Genomic DNA, 24,509 nt, shown 5'->3' on the forward strand with positions numbered 1-24,509 from the left:
CGACCGCGGGGCACTGGATGAAACGGCCCGGGCCCGACAGCACCCGGGCACAGCCGTCGTAGGGGGAGAGCCCCCCCCGCCGCCCCCGCCACCCCGGCCCGCGCGCCCCACGCGCCCCTACCCGGGGGCGGCACCCGGCCCGCCCCGCACCGAGAACGGATCGGAATGCCGGCTACCAGCGCGGACCGCGCTGGACCTCGTCCACCTTCGGCCGCACATCGGCCAGATAGATACCGGTGGCGATGATGGCGATGAACGCCAGCAACCCCAGCGAGGGGAAACTGAGCAGCATCAGCAGCACGGCCGCGCCGAGGATGCCCAGCCAAATCGGTTTCGTCAGTTTGTCGACCGCGGTGAACGCGTCGGAACGCTGGCGCACGGCATGTACCAACGCGAACACAGTCGCGCTGATCGCCAGTAGCCACAGCGCGGCCATGATCCATCCGGTCAAGCCATACACCTGCTGCACCCCACCATGATAAGAGCAGCGCCCCCGGACACCACAGGTGCACGGGGGCGCGAGCCCACATCGGCAGGTCAGACCGACTTGGGGGCGGCTTTCTTGGCCGGCGCCTTCTTCGCGGCGGTCTTCTTGGCCGCGGGCGCCTTCTTCGCCGGTTCCGGAGCCGGAGCGGGTTCGGGCGCCGGCTCCACCACTTCGGCGTCGACGACGTCGGGCGCGGAGGGAGCCTCGGCCTCCACGACCGGCTCGGTCGCCGCGGGCGCCTTACCGGAACGGCCGATCAGGCCGCTCACCCGGTCGAAAACCTCCTCGGCCCGGCCACTGGCGTCCTTGTAGAGGCTCTCCACCCGGCCGACCTGCTCCTCGACCAGATGGTTCGCGCGCAGCCGCTCCACGGTCTCCTCACCGCGGACGGCCAGATCGGAGTAGAGGTCGAGTACCTGGCGGTAGTACTGCTCGGCCAGTTTGCGCAGTTCCTCGGACGTGAACTTCTCGCGCAACTCGGCCAGATCCTCCGGCAGTTCCGAGGGCAGCTCGGAAAGCCGCGCGCGGATCTGCTCGAACTGGGTCTGCACATCGGCGGGCAGACCGGCGAACCGCTCGCGGGCCTCGTCGACGCGGCCGTTGACGTCGGTGGCACGTTCACGCACCTGGGACACCGCGTCGAGAACAGCGGTGTAGACGGCGTCCGTGGCACCGACGGTGGCGAACAGCGGTTTCACAGTGGTGTTCTTCTCGGTCATTTATCGTTCTCCTGGCGTGGCGGAGCGTCGGTGTTCGGTGGTGGAACAACGCTGTCCCGGGCGATCGTTTCCTCCGGCCCGTTCTCCCGGCGGAACGACTCGTAGATGTCCAGGAGCACCTGCTTCTGCCGCTCGCTGATCGCGGAATCGGCCAGCAGGGCGTCCCGGACGGGACTGTGCGCCCGCTGCTCGAGGTAGCCGGCGCGCACGTACAACACCTCCGAAGAGACCCGCAGCGCCTTGGCGATCTGCGTGAGTACTTCGGCGGAGGGGTTACGCAAACCGCGCTCGATCTGGCTGAGATACGGGTTGCTGACCCCTGCCAGCTGGGCGAGCTGACGCAGCGAGACCTGTGCGGCCTCGCGTTGTGCCCGGATGAACCCGCCGATGTCCTGCGCCGCGTTCACCACGCGGGCTGCCTTGTCGCCGGCGCCGGCGCCTACCGCCGGATCGTCGGTGTACTGAGCGGAAACGTGGGGCTCTTCGGCCATCACTCACCTTCTGGCTTGTACGTACGCAACGATAGAACAGGGTGCTAGCAATAGCAAGCACTTCTGCTAGCAGAATTTCCGGCGTTTCCGCGAACGCGTCATCCGCCGAACATCAAATGGGAGACGGTGTAGATCAGCAGACCCGCGAGACTGCCCACCACCGTGCCGTTGATACGGATGAACTGCAGGTCGCGACCCACTTGGACCTCGATCTTCTTACTGGCTTCCTCCGCGTCCCAGCGGGCGACGGTATCGCTGACGATGGTGGCGATCTCGTCGGCATAGTTGGCGGCCAGATAACGGGCGCCGCGCTCGATCCAGCCGTCCACCTTCGCGCGCGCCTCGGTATCGTCACGTAGCCGCTCGCCCAGCTGCTGCACATTCTCCGCGACCTTGCGGCGCAACGTGCTGCTCGGATCGTCGGCGGATTCCAGGATCAGCCGTTTGGCCGCCCGCCAGGTGGCCTCGGCCAGCCCGGTGATCTCCTCCCGGCCCATGATCTGGGTTTTGATCCGCTCCGCCTTGGCGATCATCGTCTCGTCGTATTGCAGATCGTGGGCGAATTCCTCGAGGAAGCGGTTCGCGGCCAGCCGCACCTCGTGATCCGGGGTCGAGCGCACCTTCCAGGTGAATTCGACCAGTTCGCGGTACACCTTCTCGGAGAGCAGCACGTTCACGAACTTCGGCGCCCACTGCGGGGCCTCGCCCATGACGATCCGGTCGACCGTCTCCTGACTACCCAGCGCCCACTGGTGCGCCCGTTCGGCAAGCAGGTCGAGCAGCGGCAACTGGCGGTTGTCGGCGAGCAACTCGGCCAGCACCCGGCCGATCGGCGGGCCCCACTGCGGTTCGGCGATCCGCTTCACGATCGTGTTGTCGATCACCTGCTCCACGTCCTCGTCCCGGAGCACCCCGACCACGGCCCGCAGAATCGTCGAACTCTCGTCCGCCACCCGCGCGGCATTGGCCGGATTCGCCATCCAGCGCCCCACCCGCCACGGAATCTGCGCGGAATTGACCTTCGCGGTCACCACCTCCGGGGAGAGGAAGTTGGTGCCGACGAAGTTGCCCAGACTGGCACCGAGCTGGTCTTTCTTACGCCGGATGATCGCGGTGTGCGGAATCGGCAGGCCCAGCGGATGCCGGAACAACGCCGTCACCGCGAACCAGTCGGCCAGCGCGCCCACCATGCCTGCCTCCGACGCGGCCCGCACATATCCCACCCAGTCACCGGCGCCGCCGCGTGACTCCAGCCACCGGCACACCAGGTAGATGACGGTCGCCACCGCCAGCAGGCCGGTGGCCACGACCTTCATCCGCCGCAGGTCGCGCCGCTTGGCCGCATCATCGGTGAGGGTCGAGAAGACGCCCGGTGGTTCCGCCGAACCACCGGGGCCGGGAGTCGCGGGAGCGGAATCGAGCACCGCACTGCTGCCGGTCGCTTTCTGCATACCCCCCATTCTGCTGTGTGTTCGGCGGTGCCTCCGGTGGCGCAGCGACCAAAGGAGGCCAAAACCCGCGCGCGCCAGCGCGCCGAAATAACACAGCCTAGAGTGGAGGCACCGAACCGTACGGACCGAGGAGCCCACGCTGTCCACCGATGACCTGCTCGATATCGGGAATTCCGCCGATCGATCGGCGCCGGTGCGTGCCCCGCGGACCGACGGGCGGAAACGCCGCTGGCGCCAGCACAAGATCAATCGGCGAGAGGAACTCGTCGACGGCACGCTGGCGGCGGTGCGTACCCGCGGCGGTAATGCCGGGATGGATGAGATCGCCGCCGAGATCGGCGTCTCCAAAACCGTCCTGTACCGCTATTTCGCCGATAAGAACGATCTGGTCAACGCCGCGATGCAGCGGTTCATCGAGATCACCCTGATGCCGCGGGTCTATGGGGCGATCAGCTTGGACGCCGACGAGTATCAGCTGGTGCGTTCCGCGCTGGCCGAATACGTGGGTGCGGTCGACGAAGACCCCGAGGTCTACCGGTTCATCATGGGCACCGGTTCCGGCGACCCGTCCTCGCTGGCCGATTTCGAGCGGCTGTTCGCCGAGGTGGTGGCGGCGGCCATCACCGAACGCGGAAGCGCCCTCGGTATCGAGACCGAGGGGGTGATGCTGTGGTCGTATGTGATCGTCGGCGGTATCCAGCTCGCCACCCACTGGTGGACCACCAACAAGTCGATGGATCGCGACGAGGTGATCGACTACCTCACCATGATGGTGTGGAGCGCCATCGAAGGGATGGCCCGCGCCGGCGGTTCGCGTGACAAGTTCGGCGCGCAGGAGCATGTGCTGCCGCCGATCCCCTCCGGCGACCAGGCCGTCTGAGCCACCCGGCTCGCCGGGCTCGACAACCCCGCCGGTTTGGCTAGTCTGATTGCCGTGCGGCGGCGGAGAACCGGCTGAGTTCTCCGGCCACCGTAGGCGCGCGTCGGCACCAACGGAGGTACCTCGATGGCGAAACAAGTGCCGACTTCCCGGCTGGCCCGCGGCACCAAACTGGGTGCGGTGGCGGCGGGGTCGATGGTGCGCACCCAGCGCGCCCGGCTCTCGATGCGTGGCCGCTCCGAAGAGGTGCGGGCGCGGATGGCCGAGGAATCGATACTGCGCAGCACCGAACAGCTGGTCATGGTGCTCGGCACCATGAAGGGCGTGGCCATGAAGCTGGGCCAGATGATGTCGGTGCTCGATCTCGACCTGGTCCCGCCGGATCACCGTGAACGGTTCCAGAAACGGCTCGCGGTCCTGCGTAATGCCGCGCCGTCGGTGTCGTTCGAGGCGATGCGCGCGGTGATCGAGGAGGACTACGGGCAACCGCTGGACGCGGTGTTCGCCGAATTCGAACCGGAGGCCATCGCCGCCGCCTCGATCGGCCAGGTGTATCTGGCGCGGTTGCACGACGGCCGGCAAGTGGCGGTGAAGGTGCAGTATCCCGGGATCGATGCCGCCGTGCGGGCCGATCTCAAGAATCTGAACATGTTCCGGCGGGTCCTGCAGTCGGCCATGCCCTGGGTGACGCCCGCGGTTCTCGACGAGCTCCGGCTGAACATGGAATCCGAACTCGACTATCACATCGAGGCCGAAACCCAGCGCGATATCGCGGCGCTCTACGCCGGCCACCCGTTCATCGTGGTTCCACAGCCGGTGCTCGAGCACAGTACACAGCGGGTGCTGGTCACCGAATATCTGGCCGGGACGGCCTTCGAGGATATTCGCGCCATGCCGCGGGCCGAACGCGACCGGGTCGGCGAAATCCTCTACCGCTTCTATGTGGGTTCGCTTTTCACTTTCAACGAGTTCTGTGGCGACCCGCATCCCGGGAATGTCCTGCTCGCCGAGGACGGCCGGGTCGGTTTCCTGGACTTCGGGCTGTTCAACCGGATGGATCCGGAACATGTGCGGTTCGAGGCGATCTGCCTGTGCGCGGCCGCCGAGGACCGCGGTGCGGATCTGCGGGATCTGATGGTCCAGCGCGGGGTCATCGATTCGACCGACGAGATCGGCGTCGAGGAATGCCTGGAATACGTGCTCTCGGCGTCCGAATGGTGTCTGGTGGATCAGGAACTCACCATCACCCCGGAACTGGCCAGTGGCGCTTTCCTCCTCGCGGTCGACCCGCGCTCGAGCGAATTCTCCGGAATGAAACAGCAGAACCTGCCGCCGGAGCACCTGTTCTCCCGCCGCGCCGATTTCCTGACCTTCGGGATGCTGGGACAGTTGGAGGCCACGGCGAACTGGCATCGGATCGCCCGGGAATGGTTGTACGGCGACGAGCCGGTCACCGAACTCGGCCGGCTCCATCGGGTATGGCTGGACCAGCGCCGGCCGCGTAAACGCGGTAGACGCCGTACCGGCTGACCGCGTCCACGACAGCACATCCACGAGGGGTTCCTTTCATGACGGATACACGCGAATTCGACCTGATCGTTTTCGGCGCCACCGGCTTCGTCGGCAAACTCACCGCCCAGTACCTGCTGGGCGCCGCCCCCGCGGAGGCGCGGATCGCGCTGGCCGGCCGGTCGGAGGACAAACTCGCCGCAGTTCGCGACGAGATCGGCGCGCACGACTGGTGTCTGGTGGTGGCCGACAGTACCGACCAGGATTCGCTGGACGCGCTGGCCGCCCGCACGACCGCGGTGATCACCACGGTGGGCCCGTATCTGCGGTACGGGATGCCGATGGTCGCCGCCTGCGCGAAAGCCGGTACGCACTATGCGGACCTGACCGGTGAACCACTGTTCATCCGGGAGGCGATCGACTCGTATCACGAGGAGGCCGCGCGGACCGGCGCCAAGATCGTGAATTCCTGTGGATACGATTCGGTGCCTTCGGATCTGAGTGTGTACCAGCTCTATCGGCGCACGGTCGCGGACAACACCGGCGAACTGGGCGACACCACGCTCATCGCCACCATGCGCGGCGGGGTGAGCGGCGGCACGATCGATTCCGGCCGCGCGATGATGGAAGCCGTCGCCGCGGACAAATCCAAAGGCGCGATTCTGAGCCATCCGTACTCGCTGAGCCCCGACAAATCGATGGATCCCGATGTCGGCCGGCAATCCGATCTCGTCCTGTCGCGGGCCCGCGAGATCGATCCGAGCCTGGACGGCTGGGTGGGCACCTTCGTCATGGCCGCCCACAACACAAAAGTCGTGCGGCGCAGCAACGGTCTCCTCGGCTGGGTGTACGGGAAGAACTTCCGCTACCGCGAAACCATGGGCGCGGGAAGTTCGCCGCTGGCACCGGTGGTCGCGGCCGGTATCTCCGGCGGCGTGGTGGCGGGTATGGCGGCCGGTGGCCTGCTGTCGCGCTTCCGCGCCGGCCGCGCCCTGCTGGACCGGCTCCTGCCCGCGCCGGGCACCGGCCCCGGCGAGCGGACCCGGGAGAACGGCTGGTTCCGGATGCGCACCTACACACGCACCACCTCGGGCGCGCGCTACCTGGCGACCTTCGCCGGCCAGGGCGATCCGGGTTACAAGGCGACAGCCGTCATGCTCGGCGAGAGCGGGCTGGCGCTGGCTTTCGATCCGAAACCGGACATCGCGGGTATCCTCACCCCGGCTGCGGCCATGGGCGATGTCCTGACCGACCGTCTGCGGGCCGCGGGAATGACCATCGACGTGGAGCCACTGGGATGAACCTCGCCCGGCGCACGATGAACGCCCCGGCGCTGGCGGCGATCTACGAACGAGCATGGCGGCCCGCACTGTTCTACCTCGCCTCGGGGCGTAGCACCGGGTCCGATCGCCGCTTCGCGGTGGACTCACTACGTCTGGGGTCGGCCCGGCGTGTGCTGGATATCGCCTGCGGCCCCGGCAATTTCACGCGTTACCTCAGCGAGCACGTCCCCGCGGACGGATATGTGACCGGTATCGATTACTCACCGCCGATGCTGGCCCGCGCGCTCGCCGACAATGCGGGTCCGCGTGCGGGTTATGTACGCGGCGACGCGCGGTACCTGCCGTTCGCGGACGGAACTTTCGATGCCGTCTGCTGTTTCGGCGCGTTGTATCTGATCCCCGACCCGCTGGTCGCCGCCCGGGAGATGATCCGGGTGCTGGCCCCGGGCGGGCGACTGGCGGTCACCACCAGCTACCGCCCCGACAACGCGTTCGGCGAATTGGCCCGCGGCGCCGCGGCGGTCAGCGGGTTGCGCATGTTCGGCGGGCAGACCTTTCCCGATCTGTTCGCCGCGGCCGGACTGGTCGATATCGATCAGCAGGTGCACCGGTTCCTGCAGTACCTCACCGCGGTCAAACCGGCGGCCGGTGCACCGCGGCACGAGGGCAGGTCCGCCACTTCGAACAGCGGGGTCTGACGGAGCGACGACCGCACCCGGACGAACTGCTGTGCAAATCCTTGCCTCGTGCGCCATTTCACAGTGCGATCCCCCGCCCCGGCAGGTTTCCGCGGGCATCGTGGGCTACCCGTCGGTAGAGTCACGGATCGTACCCACGGTCCGGAAGGGGGTTTCCAGATGTCGCTCCCGGAACTGGGCCAGAGCGTGGCCCGTCGGTTGTATGCCACGGCCACGGCCGGCGGTGCTGATTCCTTCACTCTCACCGAAGATGTCGCCCTGCGCCTCGCGGCGGCCTGCGATGCGCTGGTCGCGGACCTGGAAGCGGCCCGGGCCGGGGGCCGGCAGCTCGCGGCGGCACCCGGTACCGCCGGTTTCCCCGATCTACCGACCGGACACGCCCTCGCCGCCGGTTTCGCCGGAAAGGCCGTCGAGTACCTCGACACGCTCACCGCGTTGCAGGAAACCGCACTCCGGTTCAAAGCGGCCTATCTGGCGGCCGCGGGCCGGTTCACCGAGGCCGATCTCGCGAACCGGGCCGCACTCGCCGTCGCAGCGCGGGCCGAAGGAGGCGAGGATGGCTGAATCCCCCGATCTGGACCCGCCCTTCGCACCGGAACGCGAATGCTTCGGCAGCTTCACCCATCAGGAGATCTGGGACCGGGTCCACGAGGTGATCGACCCCGCCGCGCTCAGCGCGTCGGCCGCGGCCTGGAAATCGAATGCCGACGCCGTGGCCGCGGCCTTCGCGACCTTCGCCGATACCGCGCGCCGGGAATTCGGCGGCTGGTCCGGGCACACCGCGACCGCCGCGTGGCAGGCCACCCAGGATTTCATCCGCACCGGTGCGGCGACCCACGACGTCTGCCGGGCGCTACAGCAGATCATGACCGGTAATTCCGATGCGGCACAAACACTGCGGGCCGCTTTGGTGGCCCCGCAGCCGTATCGTCCCCTCGACGACCCGGCGGCCGAAGCCGTCCACGGCGGCCGACGCCGAATGGAACACGATATCGCCTCGGCCGCGGCCACTGCGGACGCGCAGGATGCGATGACCACCATCTACCTCCCCACTATCCCGGCTTCCGGGGATCGGGTGCCCAGGTTCCCCGATACATCCACCGGCGCCGACGGTGGGAGCCCACACCGGTGAAATGGATATTCACCCCCGACGAATTCAGTTACGTCTGGGCCAATGAAACGAGCCTGGACCGCCGGCCCTACCCGGTGAACCTGGCACCGGCCAGTGTGGTGCGCACCGAGTCCGAATTGGACGCCCTGCGATTACCTCAGCGGTTCGCCAGGCAGGCCGACCCCGATCTGGCAGCCGCGCTCATGCTCTGCGCCCGCCCGGACGCCACCGCCGTCACCATTTCCGGAGAACGCTCGGTGCTCCCCCGTAACGGCGAATCGCCGGAAACCGAGCAGATCCTCGGCTTCGCCGCCGTGATAGAGCACCACGCCGCCGTCCTACACGCCACCACGACCAGGGTCACCGTGCAGATGTGCCACGCGCACGATCTCGGGGACCGGCTGGTCGCGCTGATCGGTTCGGCCCGCCGCGGCACCCACGGACCGCTGCGCGAACCACAGGAAGCAGTACTCACCGATGCGCCGATCCCCGGTTGCCGCGAAGCGGGCGACGCGGCGCAATTCCGGAAAACGCTGCGTCAGCCGGTGGATTGCCGCGGTTTCATCACCGTCACCGTCGCGCCGCACGACCCGATGTCCCCGCCCACCCGGCATCGCAGCTGGCTGGATATCCGCGGTGACGGGCGATATCTGCTGACCACCGCCGACGTCCTGGTCCTGGACCCGGTCGGCGATACCGAATTCGCCGGCAAACTGCTCCGGCTGGCCGGTATCCGCGGTAATACGACCCGCCTGTGATACTGCTCCGATGGCCGAGTACTGGAACGAACCCGCGAGCCGGGCACTACGCGCCGACGGCCTGCGGATCGCCGACCTCGACACCTCCGCCCGCCCCGGTTTCCACGGCGGCAAGGCGGAAGGTAAACGGCTGCTCACCGAGCGCGGCCGCGTTCTGGCCGGGGAGCAGGAGAAGCTCTACGCCAATGGGCGCTCCGGTGACCGGCGCAGCGTACTGCTGGTCCTGCAGGGTATGGATACCGCCGGCAAGGGCGGGATCGTGCGCCACGTGATCGGATCGGTGGATCCGCAGGGCGTGGACCACGCTGCCTTCGGTGTGCCCACCGCGGAGGAGAAACGGCACCATTTCCTGTGGCGGATCCGGCGCGCCCTGCCGCGCGGTGGGCAGCTGGGGGTTTTCGATCGGTCGCACTACGAAGATGTTCTGGTCGCCCGGGTGCACGGCCTGGTCCCCGAGGAGGTCTGGCAGGGACGCTACGCGGAGATCAACCGATTCGAACGGAAACTGGCCGACAACGGTACGACGCTGGTGAAGGTCGCGCTGTTCGTTTCTCTGGACGAGCAGAAGGCCAGGCTGCGGCGGCGTCTGGAGCGACCGGAAAAGTACTGGAAGTTCAGCCCCGGCGATATCGACGAACGCGCATACTGGCCCGCCTATCAGGAGGCCTACCAGGCGATACTGGACCGGACCGGCACCGAGTACGCGCCCTGGTACGTAATTCCGGCCGATACGAAATGGTACGCCCGGCTGGCCGTCACCGAACTGCTGATCGAAGCGCTGCGCGGCCTGGACCTGAGCTGGCCGGCGCCGACGTTCGATCCGGCAGCCGAATTACGCCGCCTCGAGCGCGCCTGACCGGCCCGCACGCGGCGGGTTGTGGAAACTCTCAGCTAGCCGGGCAATGATGGGGGCGGTGTGCCGGATACGCCGGCCTCCCCCCGCCGGGCCTACCACCGGGTGGGGCATCCAGGTAGCGAAAGGCGTGGTGAACGCACGGTGAGCAAGAAACCCGGGCGGCCGAATCCGCTGGCGGCGGCCCAGCGCGCGGAACGCAACCGCAAGATCGCGATACAGGTGGGCGTCACCGCGGTGCTGGTGGGGCTGGTGGCCGCGATCGGGATCGGCTTGGCCGTGCGCAACTCCGGTTCCGACTACGACGGGCCGATTCCGGCGGCGGCCACCGAGAACGGCGCCATCCGGATCGGGCAGCCCGATGCCCCTGCGACGGTGCGGATCGTCGCCGATATGCAGTGCCCGGTCTGTAAACAATTCGAAGCCGATCACAGCGAGCTACTGAATCAGTCGGTTGCCGACGGTACCGCGCAGATCGAATACAACATCGTCGGATATCTGGACAAGATGTCGAGCACCGGCTTCTCCACTCGGGCCGCGAACGCGTCCTACTGTGTCGCGGACAACGCGACCGACAAATACCCGGACTGGCTGGAGCTGATGTTCCGGAACCAGCCACCCGAGGGCGGAGCCGGTCTGTCGGACGAACAGCTCATCGATATCGCACACCAGGCCGGTTACACCGACCCGGCGGTCGACCGGTGTATCACCGACGGCACCTACAAGGACTACGTCGCCGAGATGTCGGATAAATCGCTGTCCGAGGGGATCGATGGAACGCCGACGGTGTTCGTCAACGGTGAGCAGGTGAATCTCACCATCAAACAGGACAGGTCCGGTTTCGACACCGCCCCCTTGTCCACCGCGATCCAGGCGGCTGCGGGCCGGTGATCACGACCTCGCCGCGGGCCGCCTGGATCATGCTGCTGACCGGCCTGGCCGGTTGGGTTGCCTCGCTGGTCCTGCTGGTCGAAGATTTCAAACTGCTCAGCGAACCCGGGTACGTCCCGTCGTGCAGCCTCAACCCGGTGCTGTCCTGCGGATCGGTGATGGTCACCGATCAGGCGCAGGTCCTGGGGTTCCCGAACCCGATCATCGGTGTGGCCGGTTTCTCGGTGGTGGTCACGCTGGCGGTGCTGGCGGTCGCGGGGGTGGGCCTGCCCCGCTGGATCTGGGCCGGGCTGTGGCTGGGCACCGCAGCGGGCACGGTGTTCATCTGCTGGCTGATCTTCCAGAGCCTGTACCGGATCAACGCGCTGTGCCCGTATTGCATGGTTGTCTGGGCGATCATCACCCCGCTGCTCGCCGTGCTCACCGGACAGCTGTGGGGAAACGACCGCGGCGCGCTGCGAGTGGTCGCGGAATGGCGCTGGACTTTCGTGGCGGTGTTCTACGCGCTGGTGCTGGTGCTGGTGTTCCTGCGATTCCAGGACTACTGGCTGTCGCTGTTCTGAACTCCCCGGCCGACGGCGGGCGCTACCCGGGCGCCAACCGCACCGAGACGACCCGGTTGTCGCCGTCGGTTTCCAGTACCCCCAACCGCACGACCTCGGCCGGTCGGCGGGTATCGATCGCCGTGCGCAGGGCACGGGCGCTGGTGACGGCCCGGCCGTCGATCGAGGTGACGATCTCACCACTTGCCAGCCCCGCGCTCTGGCCGGGCAGCCCTGGGATCGCCATATCGATACGCGCACCGCGCGGACTCGCATCGGAGATCACCACGCCGAGGGTCGCCGCGGGGCCGATATGTACCGAATCGGTGGGGGTTCCCGACCGGATCTGGCGCACCACCCGCATGGCCACATCGATCGGGACCGCGTACCCGTTCGGTGGATCGGCGCCATCGCCCGGCGGCGGGTCACGGTCCCCGGAAGCCGCCGCGATCACGCCGACCACCGCACCGGTGTGATCGGCCAGCGCGCCCCCTGACTGTCCGGAACTGACGGGGGCCTCGATCTCCAGCATCCCGGTGAGCGCCTGGCGGGAGAAATCCTGCTCGTTGACCGCCATGATCGTGCTGTCCAGATCGCTGACCCGGCCCGCGACGGCGGTCGCGGCGCCGCTGCCACCGGCATTGCCGATGGCCACGACCTCGTCCCGGACCCGCAGATCGGCGGAGCTGCCGATCCGGGCGGCCGCGAGGCCGACGGCTCCGGTGAGCGAAAGCAACGCGATATCGGCGCGGGCGTCGTATCCGAGGACCTGCGCGGTGTACACCGCCCCGTCTGCCACCCTGCTGACCTGGACCGTTTTCGCGCCCTTCACGACATGATGACTGGTCAGCACCTGGCCGTCGCCGGTGAGAACGATCCCCGATCCGGCCGCCGACGCTCCGAACGCCCGGGTGGTGGCGGTGACGTTCACCAGAGCGGGCGAAATGTCCCGGGTGACATCTTCGGTGTCCAACGGCGGCCGCGGCACGGGCCGCGCCGGAGCCACCGCCACGTCCGGACCGGGCCGCGCCGGCCCGGGCAGCTCACCCCGGTACCCGAAAAGAGCCCCGAGTGCCAGCACAACGGCGAACACGGTGACGAGCACCCGCCCACCGCCCCCCGGCCGCCCGGGCCCGGTGCCCTGCCACTGGTCGTCCAACGAGCCTCCTGTGTTCATATGCGGCGCCTCCAGCGACGCGGGTTTCGCTGAACTCGGCGGCGCCCATTGGGCACGTTCGGTTCGGGCGAAGCCGTACCGTCAAGTGTCTCCCAACTCAGTGGCGGCCGGGAAGATTTACCCGCTCGAGCCGCGCGGACACGTTGCGGGGTGGAAAAGTTATCCACAGCCTTCCCCAGTTATCCACAGGCTGGGCGGCGCCTCGGCACAACCTGCCGCCTGACCTGTGGATTCGTTATCCGCAGACCCGCCACGGTCACACCGACGTCACAGCGGTGGTCATCCGGCGAGCGGCAACAACGGCGAAAAGAGCCCGCTGACGGGTCGTTTTCCGGCGCGGAAAGGAAGAAAGGGCCGGCACGGAAAATCGCGCCCGGCCGTTATCCACCGGACACCGAATCAATAGATTTCCGGTACTCGTCATCGAATGCTCGCGGAAATCCATCCACAACCACGCCCACCCATCCACAAGTCCCGCGAGGTTTTCCACAGGCTTCTCCACATGTGGAGAAAGGCCTCTGCGGAGAAGCACACATTGTTCGACGACGGTCGATCCAGGCGCTCGCTGCCGGCCTAATTCACCCCGGCCAGGGCATCATATGGTCGCGGTATCGATCACGAATCGATACCGCACATCGCTGGCCACAACCCGCTCGTAGGCACCGTCGATCTCGTCCGCGGAAATAACTTCGATTTCCGCGCCGATTCCATGAGAGGCGCAGAAATTCAGCATTTCCTGTGTTTGCGCGATACCGCCGATCATCGAACCCGACAGCGACCGCCGCCGCCCGGCCAGCACCTTCGGCTGCACCGCCAGCGGCTGCTCCGGCAGACCCAGCACGACGAGCGTGCCGCCCAGGCGCAGCAGTTTCATATAGTCGTCGATCGGCAGATCGGCGGAGACGGTGTTGATGATCAGGTCGAAGTGGCTGCGCAGTTCCCGGAAGATCTGTTTATCGCTGGTGGCGTAGTAGTGCTGGGCGCCGAACCGTTTCCCGTCTTCCTGTTTGCTCAGGGAATGGCTGAGAACCGTTACCTCGGCGCCCAGCGCCGCCGCAATCTTCACCGCCATATGGCCGAGCCCGCCCATACCGATAACCGCGACCCTCTTACCCGGCCCGGCCTCCCAGTGCCGCAGCGGCGAATACACGGTGATCCCGGCGCACAGCAGCGGCGCGGCCACCGCCAGATCGATACCCTCCGGAATTCCGAGCACGAAGTTCTCGGTCACCACGATCTGCGTGGCGTAGCCGCCCAGGGTGTGCCCGCCGGGCTGTACCTCTTCCGGGACGCGGCTGTTGTAGGTCATCACGGCACCGCGCAGGCAATACTGTTCCTCCTCCTGGAGGCACGGTTCACACACCCCGCAGGAATCGACCATACAGCCGACACCCACCCGGTCACCGACCTGATGGCGGCTGACCGCCGACCCGACCGCAGCCACCGTACCGGCGATTTCGTGCCCCGGAACGCACGGATATCCGGCTCCGCCCCATTCATTGCGCGCGGTGTGGATATCGGAATGGCAGATCCCGGCGTAGGCGATATCGATCAGCACATCGTGCGGACCGAGTGCCCGGCGCTCGATGGTGACCTTCTCGAACACGGCATCGGGACCGGCCATGGCATACGCGGCAGCACTACTCATGGTTAATGCCTACCGTATTCTCGGCGCGCCGGCGCGCAGAGGTCCGCGCTGAACCCGGTGCCGGCGTGTGGTGCCGATTCGCCCCGGTCAGCTCTGCGTCAATCGGCGCCGGACGCGGCGGGCGGCAGCGACCATATTCCGCAGAGCAGGATCCAACTGCCAGTGATGGCGGGTTTTCAGACCGCCGTCCGGGTTCGCCCACAGGCGTTCGGGGCCGACGGCGGCAGCCGCGGCGGTGAGCAGTTCGTCCAGTTCGTCGATATCGGGTATCCGGGCCGAGCGGCTCTCGTACACGCCCGGCCCGACGCCGTGGCTGAGACCGTGCCCGGAGGCGTAGTCCTCCTCCAGCGCCTTGAGCACCCATTCGATGGAGCGCGTCGCGACGATCGCGGTGACATCGGCGTCCAGCTGGTCGATGGCCTCCACGATCTCGGTGCGACCCGAGTACGGGATATGGGTGTGGATCTGGGTGTCGGGTCGCACCCCGGAGGTCGCCAGCCGGAACGCGCCGATCGCCCAGCGCAGATATTCGGCGCGGCCCTCGGGCCGGGCCGGCCACAGTTCGCGCAGGGCGGGTTCGTCGACCTGGATGATGCCGATACCTGCGCGTTCCAGATCGACCACCTCGTCGCGGATGGCCAGGGCCACCTGGTCGGCGGTCTCGTAGAGCGGCTGGTCCTGCCGGACGAAGGAGCGCGCCACCATGGTGACCGGGCCGGTGACCATTCCCTTGACCGGTTTATCGGTGAGCGACTGCGCGTAGGTGGTCCACTCCACCGATATCGGGGCCGGCCGGGACACATCGCCGTAGATGATCGGCGGCCGCACACACCGCGAACCGTAGACCTGCACCCAGCCGAAATGCGTGGTCGCGAAACCGTCGAGCAGTTCGGCGAAGTACTGGATCATATCGTTGCGCTCGTGTTCGCCGTGGACGAGCACATCGAGGCCGATATCCTCTTGCAGCGCAATGGTCGCGGCGATCTCCGCTTCGATTTTCTTGCGGTAGTCGTCGTAGGAGATCCGGCCCTCGCCCAGGTGCTGGCGGGCCTGGCGCGCTTCGGCGCTCTGCGGGTAGGAACCCAGGGTGGTGGCGGGCACCAGCGGCAATTGCAGCTTCTCCTGTTGCGCGGCCCGGCGCACGGAATAGGGTTCCCGTTCGCGCATCTGCGGGGTGATCGCATAGACCCGCTGACGCACGGCGTGCTTCTGTTTGAAATGCACTTCGCCGGGGCGTTTACGCCATTTGTCGGACGGGCCCTCGGTAAGCGCTTTCGCCAGCGAGACGACCTCGCCGACTTTCTGCTTCGCGAAGGCGAGCCGGTCGGCCACATTTCCGTCGATATCGTATTCGGCGAGCACGTCGTAGGGCACGTGCAGCAGCGTGGTCCCGGTGGAGACCACGAGATCGGGGCACACCTTGGCGAGCTCGTTCAGGTATTCGAGGGTGACGTAGCGGTCGGCCCGCCACACATTCGTCCCGCTGATCACGCCCGCGTACAGCCGTTTACGCCGGATACCGGGGATCGCGGCCAGCACCTCGGGACGGATCCGGTAGGACGCCAGATCGAGGCCGATCGCCTCCACTCCGGAAGCGGCGAGGATGGTCAGCGCCTCACCGAAATCACCGTACTGCCCGGTGACCAGGATCCGCGGCCGCAGCGGCGCCTTGGACAGCCGGTCGTAGGCGCGTTCGAAGGCGGCGAGTTCGGCCGCCGAACGTTCCGCGGTGAAACACGGTTCATCGAGCTGAATGCAGGTGGAGCCGCGGCGCGCCAGGATCTCGAAGAGCTCCTCGTACACCGGCAGCAGTTTGTCCAGTAGTTCGATGGTGTCGAAACCCGCCGATTCACCCGGCACACTGCCGGCCTTGGACAGCAACAGCAGCGACACGGGTCCCAGCACCACCGGGCGCAATTCGATATCGGCCGCGATCGCCCGGTCCCATTCGTCGAGCAGCGCCTCGGGATGCAGCGAGAATTCGGTGTCGGCGTCGAGTTCGGGCTGGCGGTAGTGGTAATTGGTCCCGAAGAAACGCACCAATTCCAGCGGCGGCAGATCCGGGCGGCCCCGCGCCATCAAGAAATAGAAATCCAGCGGATCCATCTCGTCCCGGTACTCGGCGAACCGGGACGGTACCGCACCGAACAGCAGCGCATTGTCGAGCACGTGATCGTAGAAGGAGAAGGTGTTTCCCGGAACCTGGGTGAGCCCGGTCGCCGCCAGCTCGTGGAACTGCTGCTCCTGGATATCGCGTGCGACCGCACGCAACTCCTGCTGGGTGATCGCCTTCCGCCAGTACGCCTCGAGCGCTCGTTTGAGCTCCCGGTGCGGACCGATACGCGGATAGCCGAGCACACTCGACCCGAACCCCTCGCTGACGTTGACCATCCGAACCTCCGTGTCCGATTCCGTCGCGCCGGGCGGAGCGGTCGTCCCCGCTACGCCTTGTTGTACTGGTAGAAACCGGCACCTGTCTTCTTGCCGAGCAGTCCGGCCTCCACCATGCGCATCAGCAGCGGCGGGGCCGAGTAGAGCGGTTCCTTGAATTCGCCGTACATCGAATCGGCGATGGATTTGACCGTATCGAGGCCGACGAGGTCGGTGAGCGCCAGCGGGCCCATGGGGTGGGCACAACCGAGGACCATCGCCTTGTCGACGTCTTCCTTGGTGGCGAATCCGGACTCGACCATCCGGATGGCCGACAGCAGATAGGGCACCAGCAGGGCGTTGACCACGAAACCGGAGCGGTCGGAGGAACGCACGACCTCTTTGCCGAGGATCTCGGCGGCGAATTTCTCGGCACGCTCGGAAACGGCGGCACTGGTTTTCAGGGTGGTCACCAACTCGACGAGCGGCAGCACCGGCACCGGGTTGAAGAAATGCATACCGACGACCCGCTCGGGGTTGTTGGTCGCGACGGCGATCTTCATGATCGGAATGGAGGAGGTGTTGGAGGCGAGCACCGCATTCGGGTCGGTGACCACCTTGTCCAGTTCGGCGAAGATCGAGGTCTTGACCTTCTCGTCTTCCAGGACTGCCTCCACCACCAGCTGGCGGTCGGCGAAGTCACCCAGGTCGGAGGTGAACCGCAGCCGCCAGGCCGTCTGCTCACGCTCGCGTTCGGTGATCTTGCCGCTGCTCACGCCGCGGTCGAGCGACCGGAGAATGCGCGACCGTCCGGCGGCGGCCAGTTCACGGGTCTGCTCGTACACCAGCACATCGATATGCGCGCGGGCGCACACCTCCGCGATGCCGGCGCCCATCTGTCCGGCGCCGATGACACCGACGCGCTGAATCTTTTCGCTCACGGTCCCGCTCCTGATCAGTTTTGGTGGGTCGGTGGGAACGAAGGTGTTGCTCTGGTGTGAGCGGAGCCTTCGACGTTGAAGTTCGTGGTGTGAAGTCTTTTCGTACTTCACGGTAGAGGCACCGAAGCCCCCTCGCCGGGCTGTTGCGAGGGGGCGGCGGGTACACCCCTACCGAGGTAGTGGTTGCCGGTATCCGTCACGGATACCACGTCCGGCCCGGGCGAACCCGGAACCGGGCCGGTGGGGTTGCGGCTCCCGCGAGCGAAAGCCGTAACCCCGCGACCGGTGGCTCAGTGGAACTGGCCTTCTTCGGTCGAACCCTTCAGCGCCGCGGTGGAGGTGTTGGGGTCGACGGTGGTGGCGATGGTGTCGAAGTAGCCGGCACCGACCTCACGCTGGTGCTTGATGGCGGTGAAGCCCCGCTCGGCGGCGGCCTTGAACTCGCGCTCCTGCAGGTCGACGAAGGCGGTCATACCCTCGCGGGCGTAGCCGTAGGCCAGGTCGAACATGCCGTAGTTCAGCGAGTGGAAGCCCGCCAGGGTGATGAACTGGAACTTGAAGCCCATCGCCCCCAGCTCGCGCTGGAACTTCGCGATGGTGGCATCGTCCAGGTGCGCCTTCCAGTTGAAGGACGGCGAGCAGTTGTAGGCCAGCAGCTGATCGGGGAACTCGCTGCGGACGGACTCGGCGAACTTCCGGGCGACCTCGAGGTCCGGCACGCCGGTTTCCATCCAGATGAGGTCGGCGTAGGGGGCGTAGGCCTTGGCGCGCGCGATGCAGGGCTCGATGCCGTTCTTCACGCCGAAGAAGCCCTCGGCGGTGCGGGTGCCGTCGAGGAACTCGCGGTCGCGCTCGTCGACATCCGAGGTGATCAGGGTGGCGGCCTCGGCGTCGGTGCGGGCGATGATCACCGAGGGCACCTGGGCGACGTCGGCGGCCAGGCGCGCGGAGGTCAGGGTGCGGATGTGCTGCTGGGTGGGGATCAGCACCTTGCCACCGAGGTGGCCGCACTTCTTCTCCGAGGCCAGCTGGTCTTCCCAGTGCACACCGGCGGCGCCGGCGGCGATCATGGCCTTCTGCAGTTCGTAGGCGTTCAGCGCGCCACCGAAGCCGGCTTCGGCGTCGGCGACGATGGGGGCCAGCCAGTTCTCGACGGAGGTGTCGCCCTCGACCTTGGCGATCTCGTCGGCGCGCAGCAGTGCGTTGTTGATGCGGCGGACCACGTTGGGCACCGAGTTGGCCGGGTAGAGACTCTGGTCCGGGTAGGTGTGCCCGGAGAGGTTCGCGTCACCGGCGACCTGCCAGCCCGACAGGTAGATGGCCTTGAGGCCGGCGCGGACCTGCTGCACCGCCTGGTTACCGGTGAGGGCGCCCAGGGAGTTGATGTAGTCCTCGTTGTTCACCAGGTCCCAGAGGATCTCCGAGCCACGCCGCGCGAGGGTGTGCTCTTCGACGACGGTGCCCTGCAGCTTCGACACCTGCTCGGCGGTGTAGTTGCGGGTGACGCCCTTCCAGCGCGGGTTGGTGTCCCAATCCTTCTGGATTTCCTCAGGGGTCTTCGGGGTGCCGGTGGTCGACATCTTCGACTCCACTTCCTTGTTCGGTCGGTCCGTCGGGCCGCGTCGACGGTGCGTTTCCGCACCGCACTGCTGGATCGACGATTTGCAGGCTTGCAATGCCCAGCGGGGGTACTTGCACACCATGGCACACGATCAAAACGCCGTCTACCTGTTGCTTCTGTGAATCTGAGCTAGGATCGGCCACAAGATTGTTAAGTCTGCAAAAGTAGCCAGCACATTGCCCTCGCAAAATCTACTGACGAGTAGCGCTGACATGGGATTTTAGCGTAACGCCCGTACTGTTAGCCGAAGCGCCGATCCGGCCCGCGGCCACCCGACCCGGACAACCGCTGTGAGGACGTTCATAACTGACACCATGCGCCGTCAGTTCACGGGATCCGGCCGGAAAGATTCCCGCAACGGCCGCGGATACGAGTATCGGGGGCTGAACACATGAACCGACGGGGCCGGAAACCGCGCCGACAACGCAGCCCCCGTAAATTTTTGCCGCGCATTCATATGCCCGCCGGATGAGATTTTCGCAGCCGTGCCAAATTCTCACCGAACAACGCTAGGGTGTCCGTCACGTGCGCGGTCATCGGTGACAGGTGCCGATGGTGAGCGCCTGCCCTCCGTCGCACGGTGGGATCGGAGCTGTTGATGCGCGACATCGTCGACGACCTGCTGCAGGTGTGGCGTTCGGGCCGGACCGGCGGGCTGGCCACCATCGTGCGCACAGGTGGGTACGTGGATATTCCGGTGGGGACGGCGATGCTGGTGGACCCGGACGGAATGATCTACGGATCCATGGCGTCCACCGGTATCGAGGACACCGTGTACGAGGCCACCGTGCAATCGGCCCGTACCGGTCAGCGCGCTTTACATCGGCTCACCGTGCCGGGCGCCGAATCAGCGGGCGACGGCGGGATCATCGATGTGTTCACCGAACCGTTCTCGCGCGGCCATTTCCCGGAATTCCCGACCGTCGCCACCGAAATAGCCGAACATCGGCGGGTAACGGTTTTCACTGTGGTCTGGAATCCGGAGCCCGGGATGATCGGGCAGCATCTGATAACCGATAAGCGGCATGCGACCGAGCTGGTATCGCTACCGCAGTCCGATATCTTCGTCGCGTCGTTCGCCCCGCCGCCACTGCTGGTGATCTTCGGCGCGAACACGACTACCGCCGCGCTCTCCGCGCAGGCCCAGCTGCTGGGCTATCGGGTGGCCATCTGCGATCCCCGGCCCGCGTTCGCGGTGCCGGAGTCCTTCCCGGGCGCGGAGGTGGTCTGCGATTGGCCGCACCGGTATCTGAACGTGCTGGTCGCCGAGGGCGAAGTGGACGCATCGACCGGAATCGTGCTGGCCACCCACGATCCGCAGTTCGAGATCCCGCTGCTCACGGTGGCGCTGCGCCTCCCGGAGATCGGCTATATCGGGGTGGTCGGGTCGGCGCTCACCTGCGCGCGCCGCCTCGACGAGCTACGTGCCAGCGGGTTCGACGAGGCGATGCTGGCGCGGTTGCACGCACCGGCCGGTATGGATATCGGCGCCGCGACCGCCACCGAGACCGCCCTCGCGGTAGCCGCGGAGATGGTGGCGGCACGCAACGGCCGGCTGGGCCGCATCACGGTCGCGTTCCCCGCGGAGGCCGCGATCTGAACCCGCAATTTCCGCGCCGGGGCCGCGGCGCCCGGCGATCGACCTCATCCGCGCCCTCCCGCCCGGATTTGCGGCGCGCCGACTCTCGTGGACAGTGGTTCTCGTGATCCTCACCGTGACAATGAATCCCGCATACGATGTGACCTACCGGGTCGAGAATTTCACGTGCGGCCGGACGCATCGGGTCCGGTCGGTGGAACAGCGTCTCGGCGGTAAGGGCATCAACGTGACGCGGGTGCTGAATCAGCTGGGTCGCTATGCCCGGGCGACCGGGTTCGCGGATCATGCGTTCGCCGCCGCGGCCGAGGCAGAGATGCCGGTGGATTTCGTGCACGCGCTGCCGTGGGTGCGGCGCACCGTCGTGATCAGCGAATCCGATACCGGTACCGCGACAGCGCTGCGCGAACCGGGCGCCCGGGTCGCCAATCCGCATGCTTCCGAACAGCTCGAGGTGCGGGTTTCCGGCATGCTGCCGCATATCTCCGGTCTGGTGATCGCCGGATCACTGCCCGAAGGTATCGATCCGGGCCTGCCCGCCCGGATCGCCCACGCGGCGCTGGAAGCTCGTGTACCCACGGTATGTGATCTGGACGGGGCGGCGTTGCGGATGGCGGCGCGGGTGCCCGGGGTGGTGTTGCTGCCGGGGCTCGCAGAGTTCGAAGAGCTGACGAAATCCGGTGCCGAGACACCCGCGGCGCTGGTCGCTACGGCCCGGCCGCTGGTGGATCGCGGGGTCGGGGCGGTGATCATCACCCGCGGTTCGCTGGGCATGGTGGCAGTGACCGCGAACGGCGCGTGGGATGCGCATCTACCCGAACCGCTCATCGGAAACCCTACGGGCGCAGGCGATACCGTAGCGGCGGCAGTGATCGCGGCACTGGCGAATACGAACCCGCCCGAATGGCCGGAGATTCTGGTGGACGCGGTCGCCACTTCGGCGGCCTCCGTGGTCATTCCGGTGGCCGGCGAGATCGACCGTCGCCTACGCGGCCACCTCGCCCCCACTGTCGTGGTGTCGGAATTGGAAGCGCCGGATTCGGAACCCGACCGGGACTGAGGGTCCGCCGGTGCCGGGTTCGGTCCGCCGGAGTACCGACCTATTTCAGGACGTAGGGCGATACCGAGCTGCGATGTTCGCTGATATCGAGGGTTTTACCCAGGGGCGGAAAGGCGCGTTGTGGGCAATTGGCGCGGTCGCATACCCGGCAACCCGCGCCGATCGGAGTGGCATTGACCTCGCGCATATCGATTCCGTCCGCGTACACCACGCGGGCGGCGTGGCGGATTTCGCAGCCCAATCCGATGGCGAATGTCTTGCTCGGCTGCCCGTAGCGGGTCGCCCGGCGTTCTACGGTGCGGGCCACCCACAGGTATTTGCGGCCGTCGGGCATCTGGGCGATCTGGGTCATGATCTTGCCGGGGAAGGTGAAAGCTTCGTACACATTCCACAGGGGGCAGGTGCCGCCGCTGGAGGAGAAGTGAAAACCGGTGGCGGACTGCCGTTTGGACATATTGCCGGCGCGGTCCACCCGGACGAACGAGAACGGCACACCGCGTAGTTCCGGCCGCTGCAGGGTGGACAGCCGGTGGCAGATCGTCTCGTAACTCTGGGTGAAGAACGCCGAGAGCCGTTCGATGTCGTAGCGGAAACCCTCGGCGACCTCGTGAAAGTAGGTGTAGGGCAGCACTGTCGCGGCCGCGAAGTAGTTCGCCAGGCCCAGCAGCGCCAGCCGGCGCGCATCAGGGCCGGAGAAGTTCCCTTCGTCCACGAGTTTCTCCAGCAGCGGGCCGCATTCGAAATAGGACAGTTCGGCGGCGAGTTTGAACAGCCGCTGCCCGCCCGATAGGTGCGGAGCGATCTCGAGCACCTGGTTTTCCGTATCGTATCGGTGCAGGACACCCTCGCCGAGGTCGATCCGTTCCATGATCCGCACGCCGTGGCTGCGCAGTACCTTGGGAATCTCGCTGTGCGGGTCACCGCCGTGGAAGCGGATCCGGTTGGCCAGTTCCTCGGCCGCGGTATCGAGTTGATGAATATAGTTCTGCCGCTGATAGAAGTAGTCGCGCACTTCCTCGTGCGGTTTGCTGATCGTGGCGCTGCCCGAGCCGTCGGCGAACCGGTCCTCGGTGGCCGCGGCGAGCTGGGCACTGGTATTGCGGTAGCGGTTGTGCATATTGACCAGGGCGCGCGCCATGCTCGGATGGGCGGAGACCATTTCGGCGATCTCCCGGGCGTCGGCCTCGATGCCCAGTTCCTGGTCCATCACGACTTCCTGCAGTTCGGCGATGAGCCGAGTGTCGTCCTGCGGGGAGAAGAAGGTCGCCTCGACACCGAACACCTCGCTGATCCGCAGCAGTACCGGCACGGTGAGGGGACGGACATCGTGCTCGATCTGGTTCAGATAGCTCGCCGATATCTCCAACTGCTGGGCCAGCGCCACCTGACTCAGCCCGCGTTCGGTGCGCAGTTGCCGGAGCCGGGCGCCGACGTAGGTCTTGGCCATATGTCCAGCTTAAAAGATGTTCGCAAGCTGCGATAGCAGGGTTAGCAACTTCGCGAGCCCGGGCCGCCGGGTTTCATTCCGGCCAGCCGGGCGGATCCAGGCGGGACAGGACGCGTTGCACATCGGTATCGGACGGCATCTCGTCGGTGACCTTGGTGATCATCACCCGGATGTCGATACGGTCCAGCCGATGGGCAGGAGAATTCAACACCTCGGCTGCGATCTGCTCGACCTCTTCGTCGGTGAGCCGCCGCCGCAGCAGCGCGACCAGCGGAATGTAATCCGCCTCCGGCACCCCGTCGGGATACCCGCGCCGCAACCAATCGATCACGGCGTGCAGCATCCGGGGCATCATTGCTGCTGTTCCCCCGGCTCCGGCGCGGCCAGCGGCCACCCGCCGGCGGCCAGATGCGAGGCCACCCGCGCGATATCCTCGTGACCGGCCTGCTCCTTGGCCACCCGTTTCACGGCCGCCTCGATTTCGGCGTGGGTGATTTCCTGACGTTCCATCCGGTCACGCAGCACCTCCTCGGCCACCAGCATCACCTCGTATTCGGTGAGGTCGCGATGCAGCACCGCGAACAGGGCGACATAGTCGGTCCGCGGCACGCCCTGCGGGTATCCGGCCCGCAACCACCCCACGATTCGCGACAGCAGGCCCTGCCGCGGCGGCTGCACCTCGTCCGTGGCCATCAGGACTCCCCGAAAAGATGGATTCCGAGCCGGTCGGAGAGGAAGCCCTTGGCGACGAACAGCACCCCGGCGACAACCACCGTCAGCACGACGAGCAGGCAGATACACGCGCCGGCCATTGCGACCGGATTACGGCGGACGGTTCCGTCCGGGCCGGACACCTCGGCGACCGACCACCAGCGCACCCCCAGGGCGAACAGCATGGGCACGGCGGCGCCCAGGAGGAGTGCTGCCAGCGTGACGTCGAACAATGCCCGCAGTTGGGTCAGCAGAGTGGACATC

25 protein-coding genes are annotated in these 24,509 nt (G+C 66.8%); 12 read left to right on the forward strand and 13 right to left on the reverse strand.

The genetic code is table 11. The annotated features are described in order from the left end of the window. Positions 1-172: 172 nt before the first annotated feature. The 4 genes from QH195_RS03010 to QH195_RS03025 form a co-directional block, all read right to left on the reverse strand. Entirely contained in the window at positions 173-469 is a 297-nt protein-coding gene (locus tag QH195_RS03010; RefSeq protein ID WP_157112864.1) for a DUF2516 family protein, read from the reverse strand. A gap of 68 nt (positions 470-537) precedes the next feature. Next, positions 538-1,206, reverse strand: coding sequence for a heparin-binding hemagglutinin (locus QH195_RS03015; protein ID WP_280420447.1), 669 nt, complete (start codon positions 1,204-1,206; stop codon positions 538-540). Next, positions 1,203-1,697: a helix-turn-helix domain-containing protein gene (locus tag QH195_RS03020; RefSeq protein WP_280420448.1), complete on the reverse strand. Its 495-nt coding sequence runs from the start codon at positions 1,695-1,697 to the stop codon at positions 1,203-1,205. Before QH195_RS03020 ends, QH195_RS03015 begins: the two co-directional genes overlap by 4 nt. A 98-nt stretch (positions 1,698-1,795) precedes the next feature. Beyond that, complete coding sequence (locus tag QH195_RS03025; protein WP_280434251.1) at positions 1,796-3,148, reverse strand: DUF445 domain-containing protein; 1,353 nt, start codon at positions 3,146-3,148, stop codon at positions 1,796-1,798. 193 nt (positions 3,149-3,341) lie between these two features. Between QH195_RS03025 and QH195_RS03030 the strand changes: the two genes are divergently transcribed. The 10 genes from QH195_RS03030 (at position 3,342) to QH195_RS03075 (ending at position 11,694) form a co-directional block, all read left to right on the forward strand. Next, positions 3,342-4,028, forward strand: coding sequence for a TetR/AcrR family transcriptional regulator (locus QH195_RS03030; protein WP_084493120.1), 687 nt, complete (start codon positions 3,342-3,344; stop codon positions 4,026-4,028). Positions 4,029-4,154: 126 nt separating this feature from the next. Continuing rightward, the gene (locus QH195_RS03035) at positions 4,155-5,558 is read left to right on the forward strand and encodes an ABC1 kinase family protein (RefSeq protein WP_280420450.1); all 1,404 of its coding nucleotides are present in this window, start codon (positions 4,155-4,157) and stop codon (positions 5,556-5,558) included. A gap of 38 nt (positions 5,559-5,596) precedes the next feature. After that, entirely contained in the window at positions 5,597-6,838 is a 1,242-nt protein-coding gene (locus QH195_RS03040; RefSeq protein ID WP_280420451.1) for a saccharopine dehydrogenase family protein, read from the forward strand. Continuing rightward, positions 6,835-7,518, forward strand: coding sequence for a class I SAM-dependent methyltransferase (locus QH195_RS03045; RefSeq protein WP_280420452.1), 684 nt, complete (start codon positions 6,835-6,837; stop codon positions 7,516-7,518). Before QH195_RS03040 ends, QH195_RS03045 begins: the two co-directional genes overlap by 4 nt. A 159-nt stretch (positions 7,519-7,677) precedes the next feature. Further along, positions 7,678-8,082 (forward strand): hypothetical protein, encoded by a 405-nt coding sequence (locus QH195_RS03050; protein WP_280420453.1) that lies wholly within the window; start codon positions 7,678-7,680, stop codon positions 8,080-8,082. Next, positions 8,075-8,650, forward strand: a complete 576-nt coding sequence (locus tag QH195_RS03055; protein WP_280420454.1) for a hypothetical protein — start codon at positions 8,075-8,077, stop codon at positions 8,648-8,650. Before QH195_RS03050 ends, QH195_RS03055 begins: the two co-directional genes overlap by 8 nt. Next, positions 8,647-9,387, forward strand: coding sequence for an ESX secretion-associated protein EspG (locus tag QH195_RS03060; protein ID WP_280434252.1), 741 nt, complete (start codon positions 8,647-8,649; stop codon positions 9,385-9,387). The genes QH195_RS03055 and QH195_RS03060 overlap by 4 nt, the downstream gene beginning before the upstream one ends. A 10-nt stretch (positions 9,388-9,397) precedes the next feature. After that, positions 9,398-10,243, forward strand: a complete 846-nt coding sequence (locus tag QH195_RS03065) for a PPK2 family polyphosphate kinase (protein WP_280434253.1) — start codon at positions 9,398-9,400, stop codon at positions 10,241-10,243. Positions 10,244-10,384: 141 nt separating this feature from the next. Further along, the gene (locus QH195_RS03070; protein ID WP_280420457.1) at positions 10,385-11,131 is read left to right on the forward strand and encodes a DsbA family protein; all 747 of its coding nucleotides are present in this window, start codon (positions 10,385-10,387) and stop codon (positions 11,129-11,131) included. Further along, entirely contained in the window at positions 11,128-11,694 is a 567-nt protein-coding gene (locus tag QH195_RS03075; protein ID WP_280420458.1) for a vitamin K epoxide reductase family protein, read from the forward strand. Before QH195_RS03070 ends, QH195_RS03075 begins: the two co-directional genes overlap by 4 nt. 22 nt (positions 11,695-11,716) lie before the next feature. Here the strand turns inward: QH195_RS03075 and QH195_RS03080 are convergent, their stop codons facing one another. From QH195_RS03080 to aceA, 5 genes are all read right to left on the reverse strand, one after another. Continuing rightward, positions 11,717-12,850, reverse strand: coding sequence for a S1C family serine protease (locus QH195_RS03080; protein ID WP_280434254.1), 1,134 nt, complete (start codon positions 12,848-12,850; stop codon positions 11,717-11,719). A gap of 595 nt (positions 12,851-13,445) precedes the next feature. Continuing rightward, positions 13,446-14,498, reverse strand: coding sequence for an NAD(P)-dependent alcohol dehydrogenase (locus tag QH195_RS03085; RefSeq protein WP_280420460.1), 1,053 nt, complete (start codon positions 14,496-14,498; stop codon positions 13,446-13,448). A gap of 87 nt (positions 14,499-14,585) precedes the next feature. Continuing rightward, on the reverse strand, positions 14,586-16,889 hold the full coding sequence (gene metE / locus QH195_RS03090) for a 5-methyltetrahydropteroyltriglutamate--homocysteine S-methyltransferase (protein WP_280420461.1): 2,304 nt from the start codon (positions 16,887-16,889) through the stop codon (positions 14,586-14,588). Positions 16,890-16,939: 50 nt separating this feature from the next. Further along, positions 16,940-17,809 carry a 3-hydroxybutyryl-CoA dehydrogenase gene (locus QH195_RS03095; protein WP_280420462.1) on the reverse strand — a complete coding sequence of 290 codons (870 nt, stop codon included), beginning with the start codon at positions 17,807-17,809 and terminating at the stop codon, positions 16,940-16,942. 290 nt (positions 17,810-18,099) lie between these two features. Then, the gene (aceA, locus tag QH195_RS03100) at positions 18,100-19,389 is read right to left on the reverse strand and encodes an isocitrate lyase (RefSeq protein WP_280420463.1); all 1,290 of its coding nucleotides are present in this window, start codon (positions 19,387-19,389) and stop codon (positions 18,100-18,102) included. Positions 19,390-20,028: 639 nt separating this feature from the next. Between aceA and QH195_RS03105 the strand changes: the two genes are divergently transcribed. Both QH195_RS03105 and QH195_RS03110 read left to right on the forward strand, forming a co-directional pair. Then, a complete protein-coding gene (locus tag QH195_RS03105) occupies positions 20,029-21,030 on the forward strand; it encodes an XdhC family protein (protein ID WP_280420464.1) in 1,002 nt (333 codons plus the stop codon). 94 nt (positions 21,031-21,124) lie between these two features. Then, complete coding sequence (locus QH195_RS03110) at positions 21,125-22,087, forward strand: hexose kinase (protein ID WP_280434255.1); 963 nt, start codon at positions 21,125-21,127, stop codon at positions 22,085-22,087. Between the two features lie 40 nt (positions 22,088-22,127). On the opposite strand, the gene ramB is transcribed toward QH195_RS03110, so the two are convergent. From ramB to QH195_RS03130, 4 genes are all read right to left on the reverse strand, one after another. Beyond that, positions 22,128-23,534 (reverse strand): acetate metabolism transcriptional regulator RamB, encoded by a 1,407-nt coding sequence (gene ramB, locus QH195_RS03115; RefSeq protein ID WP_280420466.1) that lies wholly within the window; start codon positions 23,532-23,534, stop codon positions 22,128-22,130. A gap of 73 nt (positions 23,535-23,607) precedes the next feature. Next, positions 23,608-23,877, reverse strand: a complete 270-nt coding sequence (locus QH195_RS03120) for a DUF3349 domain-containing protein (RefSeq protein ID WP_348536841.1) — start codon at positions 23,875-23,877, stop codon at positions 23,608-23,610. An 8-nt stretch (positions 23,878-23,885) separates the two neighbouring features. Beyond that, on the reverse strand, positions 23,886-24,227 hold the full coding sequence (locus tag QH195_RS03125) for a DUF3349 domain-containing protein (RefSeq protein ID WP_280420467.1): 342 nt from the start codon (positions 24,225-24,227) through the stop codon (positions 23,886-23,888). After that, complete coding sequence (locus QH195_RS03130; protein ID WP_280434256.1) at positions 24,227-24,508, reverse strand: hypothetical protein; 282 nt, start codon at positions 24,506-24,508, stop codon at positions 24,227-24,229. Before QH195_RS03130 ends, QH195_RS03125 begins: the two co-directional genes overlap by 1 nt. Between the last annotated feature and the right edge of the window lies 1 nt (position 24,509).

The sequence above is a fragment of the Nocardia carnea genome (genome assembly GCF_029868855.1).
Lineage (GTDB): Bacteria > Actinomycetota > Actinomycetes > Mycobacteriales > Mycobacteriaceae > Nocardia > Nocardia carnea_A.

Bases quoted from the DNA above. Each gene is read 5' to 3' on its own strand.
- ramB (WP_280420466.1), bottom strand. From the start codon at position 23,534: ATGGCCAAGACCTACGTCGGCGCCCGGCTCCGGCAACTGCGCACCGAA.
- QH195_RS03015 (WP_280420447.1), bottom strand. From the start codon at position 1,206: ATGACCGAGAAGAACACCACTGTGAAACCGCTGTTCGCCACCGTCGGT.
- QH195_RS03080 (WP_280434254.1), bottom strand. From the start codon at position 12,850: ATGAACACAGGAGGCTCGTTGGACGACCAGTGGCAGGGCACCGGGCCC.
- QH195_RS03035 (WP_280420450.1), top strand. From the start codon at position 4,155: ATGGCGAAACAAGTGCCGACTTCCCGGCTGGCCCGCGGCACCAAACTG.
- QH195_RS03050 (WP_280420453.1), top strand. From the start codon at position 7,678: ATGTCGCTCCCGGAACTGGGCCAGAGCGTGGCCCGTCGGTTGTATGCC.
- QH195_RS03055 (WP_280420454.1), top strand. From the start codon at position 8,075: ATGGCTGAATCCCCCGATCTGGACCCGCCCTTCGCACCGGAACGCGAA.
- QH195_RS03105 (WP_280420464.1), top strand. From the start codon at position 20,029: ATGCGCGACATCGTCGACGACCTGCTGCAGGTGTGGCGTTCGGGCCGG.
- QH195_RS03040 (WP_280420451.1), top strand. From the start codon at position 5,597: ATGACGGATACACGCGAATTCGACCTGATCGTTTTCGGCGCCACCGGC.
- metE (WP_280420461.1), bottom strand. From the start codon at position 16,889: ATGGTCAACGTCAGCGAGGGGTTCGGGTCGAGTGTGCTCGGCTATCCG.
- QH195_RS03020 (WP_280420448.1), bottom strand. From the start codon at position 1,697: ATGGCCGAAGAGCCCCACGTTTCCGCTCAGTACACCGACGATCCGGCG.
- QH195_RS03025 (WP_280434251.1), bottom strand. From the start codon at position 3,148: ATGCAGAAAGCGACCGGCAGCAGTGCGGTGCTCGATTCCGCTCCCGCG.
- QH195_RS03045 (WP_280420452.1), top strand. From the start codon at position 6,835: ATGAACCTCGCCCGGCGCACGATGAACGCCCCGGCGCTGGCGGCGATC.
- QH195_RS03065 (WP_280434253.1), top strand. From the start codon at position 9,398: ATGGCCGAGTACTGGAACGAACCCGCGAGCCGGGCACTACGCGCCGAC.
- QH195_RS03125 (WP_280420467.1), bottom strand. From the start codon at position 24,227: ATGGCCACGGACGAGGTGCAGCCGCCGCGGCAGGGCCTGCTGTCGCGA.
- QH195_RS03120 (WP_348536841.1), bottom strand. From the start codon at position 23,877: ATGCTGCACGCCGTGATCGATTGGTTGCGGCGCGGGTATCCCGACGGG.
- QH195_RS03085 (WP_280420460.1), bottom strand. From the start codon at position 14,498: ATGAGTAGTGCTGCCGCGTATGCCATGGCCGGTCCCGATGCCGTGTTC.
- QH195_RS03130 (WP_280434256.1), bottom strand. From the start codon at position 24,508: ATGTCCACTCTGCTGACCCAACTGCGGGCATTGTTCGACGTCACGCTG.
- aceA (WP_280420463.1), bottom strand. From the start codon at position 19,389: ATGTCGACCACCGGCACCCCGAAGACCCCTGAGGAAATCCAGAAGGAT.